Below are 6824 nucleotides of genomic sequence, written 5' to 3'. Positions count from 1 at the left end.
GTGAAAGCTCAAGAACTGGGCCAGACCCTGTATGCCGTGCGGGAGAGTTTGTTTAGTCATTACCTTCGCGCTGAACTACAAAACCCTCATGTCACGGCTTGTTAAGGTCCAAAGCGTAAGTCCTGTTATATTCTCATGATCGACAGGATCTCGTGCATGCATCTCCCGTTCCATATGGGAACTCGCCAGCATATGTCTCCACTTTTTGCGACAGGGAGACTTTCGCGCCCCGACTTGCATAATGCGGACGAAATCGGACCACAGAACAGTCGTACACGTGACGCTCAGACCTCTCGTTCCTGTCACTCTGAGCCCTTCGACAGGTTCAGGATAAACTCCGCGAAGAATCTTCCTGAGAGACCCGTCGTTGCACTCAGGGTGACACTGCTGTTGGACCTCTCTGCTGTGGTCTGATTGAGCGACCCAGTGCACAGCCTGCCTTTTGCAGAGATCTCTGACAGGTGCGATATTGGGGGCGATGAAAAATGGAACGCCACAAAAAACACCGGAACTCACGACAGCCTCTGAAGAGAGAGTATGGCACGTTGCATCTGCAGAAGTGGTTGCTCGACAACTGAATGTCGACCGTACTTCTGGCCTCAGTGCAGCAGAGGTAGCACAACGGCGGAGTATCTACGGTTTTAACGCAATTGAGGAACGACGTCAACGCCAGCCGTGGCAAATCCTTCTTGATCAGTTCACGGATTTCATGATTCTCGTCTTGCTCGCTGCTGCGGTCATTGCTGGGTTTGTCGGCGCACCAGAAGATACCATCGCCATTGCGGTGATCGTTTTGCTCAACGGCGTGTTGGGCTTCGTGCAGGAGTATCGTGCCGAGCAAGCAATCGCCGCACTCAAACGACTCGCCGCACCGTTCGCAACCGTTCGACGTGACGGACACGTACTCACGCTCGACTCATCACAGATTGTTCCTGGCGATATCGTACTCCTCGAAGCCGGTAACCTCATCCCTGCCGATTTGCGGCTGATAGAAGCTGTTCAATTGAAGGTAGATGAAGCGGCGTTAACTGGCGAATCCGTACCAGTGGAGAAAGGTGTTCCCGCGCTGACCGACCCCAATCTGCCACTGGGAGATCGACACAACATGGCCTACAAAGGCGCCCTTGTGACCTATGGTCGTGGGAGCGGTGTGGTTGTCGCCACCGGCATGCATACAGAACTGGGGAAAATTGCCACACTGCTGAGTAGTGAAGAAGAGGTCAAAACGCCACTACAAAAGCGCTTAGCGCAATTCGGCCAACGGCTCGCCCTGGCGGCATTGGCGATATGCGCCATCGTTTTCGCCGTGGGTGTACTGCAAGGCAAACCGATTACGCTGATGTTCCTCACTGCCGTCAGTTTAGCCGTGGCTGCGATTCCCGAGGCACTGCCGGCGGTCATCACCATTGCTCTGGCATTAGGGGCACGTCAGATGGTCCGCCAGCACGCCCTCGTGCGACGACTCCCCGCTGTCGAGACCTTGGGGTCGGTCACGTATATCTGCTCGGACAAGACCGGCACCCTGACGCAGAATTCCATGCAGGTTGAACAAATCTATGTCGACGGGCAAGTGGAAAAAGAAAGGCCGTCTGCTCATGCAAACAGTGAACCCCTGCGCTTACTGTATCAAGCCATAGCACCCAATAACGATGCCACACAAGGAGAGCATGAGGAGATTGTCGGAGACCCAACCGAAGTCGCACTCTATGACGCCGCCCGTCGTGCAGGCTATGATCACACACAGTGTGGGGCTCGCGCACCACGGGTAGCGGAGTTGCCGTTCGATTCCGACCGTAAATGCATGACGACGTTTCACCCACATACTGAAGGCCTGATCGCTTTCAGCAAAGGTGCTCCCGAGCAGTTGCTGAAGCAATGTGACAAATTGTTTACGCCAAGTGGACCCACCACACTTGACCCAGCACATATTTTGCAGGTTGCTGAACGCATGGCCACGGACGGGTTACGGGTCTTAGCCTTCGGCTTTCGTCTGTGGCCCCAATTGCCGGCCAGCCTCTCGCCGACCAATGTCGAAACCGGGCTGACGTGTATCGGCTTAGTGGGACTTATGGACCCGCCACGCCACGAAGCGCAAGCTGCCGTCGCACAATGTCAGTCTGCTGGTATCACACCGGTCATGATCACTGGTGACCATCCCGCAACCGCGTGCGCCATTGCCAGGCGGCTAGGAATTATTGCCAACGATGCCACCGTCATGACTGGCCAGGAACTCGAATCCCTGTCGGAAGAGACGTTCGCGCAGCGGGCGGCGCATATCCGCGTCTATGCACGTGTTGCACCAGCGCAGAAAATTCGCATCGTCAAAGCCTTGCAGGACAAGGGCGAGTTTGTCGCGATGACTGGGGATGGGGTGAACGACGCGCCAGCGCTCAAGCGGGCAGACATCGGCGTCGCGATGGGACGCACGGGCACAGATGTCGCCCGCGAAGCCGCACACATGGTGTTACTCGACGACAACTTCGCTACCATCGTTGCGGCGGTACGTGCCGGGCGGCGTATCTTCGACAACATTCGTAAGTTCATCAAATACACCATGACCAGTAATGCCGGAGAGATCTGGACGATTTTCCTCGCGCCGTTTCTGGGTTTGCCGATTCCGCTGCTGCCTATACATATCCTGTGGATAAACCTGGTGACGGATGGTCTCCCAGGCCTGGCACTCGCAGCAGAGCCAGAAGAACGCACCATTATGCAGCGCCCACCACGACCACCACGCGAGAGCATTTTTGCGCATGGCTTGTGGCAGCATATCGTCTGGGTTGGACTGCTGATGGGTGGTGCTTCCCTGGTGACGCAAGCCTGGGCATATCACACTGGGTCAGCACACTGGCAAACGATGGTGTTTACGACACTGACGCTCTCGCAAATGGGACACGTGTTAGCGATTCGCTCAGAGCGAGAATCTTTTTTTCAACAAGGTCCCTTGTCTAACCTGCCCCTCCTAGGTGCTGTTGCGTTGACCTTCACCCTCCAGATGGCGACGATCTACGTGCCGCTGCTGAACGCCATTTTCAAGACCGAACCGTTGTCGATGTCAGAACTGGCGCTGAGTCTCGCACTTTCGTCAGTGGTATTTATTGGGGTTGAAATCGAAAAATGGCTGGTACGTCGTGGGTGGTTGTATAGGGAGTGATGAACCAAGTGTCTGACCTCACCCATCGGGTCCTCTCTTCACCTACCCTCATCCTGCCCTTAGATTGCCCCCTCTCCAGTTATGGAGAGGGGCCAGGGGTGCGGTTTTCTTCTCCTCATTTCTCCGCGCTGGCGCCACGATTCCCCATCGCAAACTTCGGCTTTAGCAGCGACACCATCGCCGGAATGAACAACAACGCCCCAACAATGTGAAGGAAAAGAATCAGCGTGAGCAGTAACGCCATTTCCGCCTGAAAGCGCATGGGAAAGAAGAGCCAAAAGATCACACTGGCAGTGAGGGTCGTGCCGGTAAACAAAATGGCCCGTCCGGTCGTCATCAACGCTTCCTCGATCGCCAAATCGACATCAGCGAACCGGGGGTACTCCTCAGTGATGCGCGACAGCACGTAATAGCCGTAGTCGATACCGATACCGATACCGATAGCAGCGACGGGCAAGGAGTTAATGTTCATATCGATGTTTGCCCAATACATGATCGCCTCCGTCAGCGGTTGAGCGATGATCGACGGGATCATCACAATCAGTGCTGCCGTCACTGACCAATAGGTGAGATAGCTAAGCAGAAACACCGTCACCAACACCAAGATCAAATTCCACCGGTACGACCACTCGACTTCGTCATTGATCGCCGCCAGGATACCGAAGAGCCCACCTGCGAGTTGAAACGAGAGATCCGTTTCTGGATTGACGGAGATATAGGCTTTCGCTTGCTCCAGCGCGGTCATGATCGTATCGTGCGAATAGTCACGAAAAAAAATCGTCACGGTCGCATGCTGCATCTCCTTATCAACCACGCGATCCATCGCCGATGCGCCAGCCGATAACAACAAGTAGCCCAACATATTGCCAACGTCCGTTTTATTCGATGGCAAGATGGCCCATTTGGGAATCCCTTCCTCTAGCATCTGGTAGGTTTGACGAATCATGTCGGCGGCGGTGAAACTGCCACCTGCCATCGCATTCTGCTGAATCATATGCCGCTGCAAGCGTTCGAGCGCATGCAATGATTCGACCTTACGAAACACCCCTTTCTCGTGCCCTTCGGCAATAATGGTGAGTGAGGAAATGCCAGCGAAGCCTTTGTGAATGATGCGATCATAGGCCACATTGTACGGATGGTCGGCATAGAAAAGGGCTTTGCCAATCGAGACATCGCCAATCTTCAGTTGCTGGGCAAAATAGAGTCCGCCGAATAGCGCGAGGACAAATCCGACGAGCACCACGTAGCGCGCATCGCCACGGGTGAGCTGCACCAATGATCGATTGATCCCCGTATAGATTTTATCAGAGAGACCCCTCCCCGCTTTGGGATCGAACCGTGGCGGATGGAGAAACGACAAAAGGATCGGATGCAGGGTCACCACGCTAATGGAAATGGTAAAAATCCAAAAACTGGAGAGCACAGCGAGCTTCTGCACCAGAGGAATACGAGCAATGGCTAAGCTCAGGATCGCTAAGCCATCAGACGCAATCGATACCAGCGCTGGCGAGAAGAGGCCGAGGTAGGATTGCATAATCGCCGCCTGCTTATCGCCCAAGCGATAAAACTCCTCATGGTAACGTTCCATCGACTGCACGGAATGTGATAGCGCGCGGGCAGTGATCAATAAAAAGACCACGATCATCAACAGGTCGATGGTAAACCCCAGCAAGCCAGCAAACCCCAGCGCCCACAACGTGCTCAGTCCGCCGGAAAACAACGGAATCCACACCCCTTGAAACGTGCGAAAATAGAACCACAGCAACACCGCGATCGACAACACGGTCAATGCCGAGATGACAAACACGTAGTTTTTATAACTGAAGATCCAGCAGAACAGCATGGGAAAGCCTGTCATATGGATCTCATGGTTCGCGTCGCGCTCCTGCTGTTGCAGCTTGAACAGTCGTTCGGTCATGTAGCTAATGTCGAGGCCCGATTCCCAAAAACCGGCAGTGATGAGCGCGACTTTATCATCGCGCGACACATAAAAATCGAGGATGCCGTCGTTGGTGTAGACGAGCTTCTTAATGCGTTGCACCTGTTTCTCATCCTTGGGCGGACCAGGAAAGAAAATCGGCAACGCACGGATACCAGCACTCGTCACTTCGATACTGCGCACCGAGGGATGCGAGAGCGAGCGGACTTGCCACGGGTTCACGCCCTTGGTCTCCATCACCGCCAGGGTCAGACGATCAATCTTATTGAGGGTTTCGAGATTGTAGACCGAACCGTTCTTGGCCTCGACCGCAATGACCAAGACGTTCGCCGAACCGAACATACGAGCATGTTTACGCGCCAGTTGCGTGTAGGGATGATTGGGCGGAATGATGTCAAGGAAGTTCATCTGAATTCGGGCATTGGAAAGGTGGTAACAGAGGAAGGCAGTGAAGGCAAACGTCACGGCTAAGACTAGCCAGCGATATTTGAGTAGAAAGCGCAGATACGCTTCCATCCAGGCACGAGGGAGCATAACGAGAAGGCACTCCTTTTGCGTGCGCTCGGCGTCTCCTCCTTACCCTCATCATCGCTCCGACCGCCGACGCGACCGGCAGGCTATGCTGCCCCTGCTATCGGGTCAAGAGCAAGGCGGGGTTCGTATTGAAAAACTGGCCTTTCTGAGAGCCCACGAGAGTAGCGTAGGTCGCGATCTACCTTCCGTACTCGATTACATCATCTTCTCCGAATTAGATTGTTGCTTGGCAAGGAGCGCTTCAATCCTCGTCTGGACGACAGTGGAGGCGCGGAAAATTGGCACGCCTTCTTCGATTTCGATCCGCACCGCCCCTTCTGCTGCGAGCGTGGTCGGAAGCTGTTGCAGTCGCGGAAGCGTTTGATCTGATGTGGTAGACATAGAGGTTGTCTACGTGAAGAGCTGTTGAAGCGCAAGACGTTTCAGCGGTTTGAGTGTTTACCGGCCAACATCCGCCCACTAGCCCACCCACCCGCCCAAAATGAGACCGGCAACGCACTGAAAGTGCACTTTTTGCCTTGACAGCTTACACCTGAGTTCGCTATTAGAGCCTGTCCTACCTAAGGAAGCAAACAGTACGGACATGTGCTGAGGCCTTTACCACCGAAAAGGAGCGAACGCAGTGAACTTCTGTCAATTGCGCTATGGGCTGATTCTGATTCTTCTCTCCCTTCTCACCTCTACCTGTGGCGTGCCACGATCGGTACGCGAGAGCATACCGCTAGCCCCACAGCCAGTGATAGCGGTTGATCAATTGGCGTCATCCTCCAAGCCCCATATCGCGGCCGTCAATCCGGTGTTCCCGTTCTACTTTGAAGAGAATCGTGGGCAAGTCGACGCGTCGGTCAAATATCTGGCGCGCGGTCGAGGCTACACGGTGTTTCTCTCCCCAAACGAGACCGTGCTGGCCCTGCAACGGCCAGAGACGCAGACCCAAGAACGACTGGGCGACTGGGCGCACGGGCGACTGGGCGACATGACGTGGCATTCGCACGTTCCTTCTCAGTCCTTACTTGCCTTTCCCTATTCCGCAATCCGCATTCCCCAATCCGCAATGCCAGCCGCTCCGCCCCATCCCTGTAAAGGTCTGAATCTTTCATGATTTCGCGGGTTCTGCTGAGATAGGCGCGTGTCGTGGGGAGAAACTCAAGTTCAGGGAGAGAGAAGGGAACACGCGATGATCTTAGGAGCATGCTT

The 6824-nt window shown here is 54.7% G+C and carries 4 protein-coding genes; 2 read left to right on the top strand and 2 right to left on the bottom strand.

What is annotated here, in order from left to right; translation table 11 throughout:
• Positions 1-478: 478 nt before the first annotated feature.
• Positions 479-3154, top strand: a complete 2676-nt coding sequence (locus FJ147_26130; protein ID MBM4259365.1) for a calcium-translocating P-type ATPase, PMCA-type — start codon at positions 479-481, stop codon at positions 3152-3154.
• 115 nt (positions 3155-3269) lie between these two features.
• Here the strand turns inward: FJ147_26130 and FJ147_26125 are convergent, their stop codons facing one another.
• Both FJ147_26125 and FJ147_26120 read right to left on the bottom strand, forming a co-directional pair.
• Entirely contained in the window at positions 3270-5627 is a 2358-nt protein-coding gene (locus FJ147_26125) for a hypothetical protein (protein ID MBM4259364.1), read from the bottom strand.
• 195 nt (positions 5628-5822) lie between these two features.
• Entirely contained in the window at positions 5823-6008 is a 186-nt protein-coding gene (locus FJ147_26120; GenBank protein MBM4259363.1) for a hypothetical protein, read from the bottom strand.
• 241 nt (positions 6009-6249) lie between these two features.
• Between FJ147_26120 and FJ147_26115 the strand changes: the two genes are divergently transcribed.
• The gene (locus FJ147_26115) at positions 6250-6729 is read left to right on the top strand and encodes a hypothetical protein (GenBank protein ID MBM4259362.1); all 480 of its coding nucleotides are present in this window, start codon (positions 6250-6252) and stop codon (positions 6727-6729) included.
• Positions 6730-6824 lie beyond the last annotated feature (95 nt).

It is taken from the genome of Deltaproteobacteria bacterium (genome assembly GCA_016874775.1).
Taxonomy (GTDB): Bacteria; Desulfobacterota; Binatia; order Bin18; family Bin18; genus VGTJ01.
Note: the sequence above shows the minus strand (reverse complement) of the source record. Positions and strands in the feature narration are given on the sequence as shown.

Excerpts from the sequence above, each read along its gene's own strand:
- FJ147_26130 (MBM4259365.1), top strand. The coding sequence starts at position 479 with ATGAAAAATGGAACGCCACAAAAAACACCGGAACTCACGACAGCCTCT.
- FJ147_26125 (MBM4259364.1), bottom strand. The coding sequence starts at position 5,627 with ATGCTCCCTCGTGCCTGGATGGAAGCGTATCTGCGCTTTCTACTCAAA.
- FJ147_26120 (MBM4259363.1), bottom strand. The coding sequence starts at position 6,008 with ATGTCTACCACATCAGATCAAACGCTTCCGCGACTGCAACAGCTTCCG.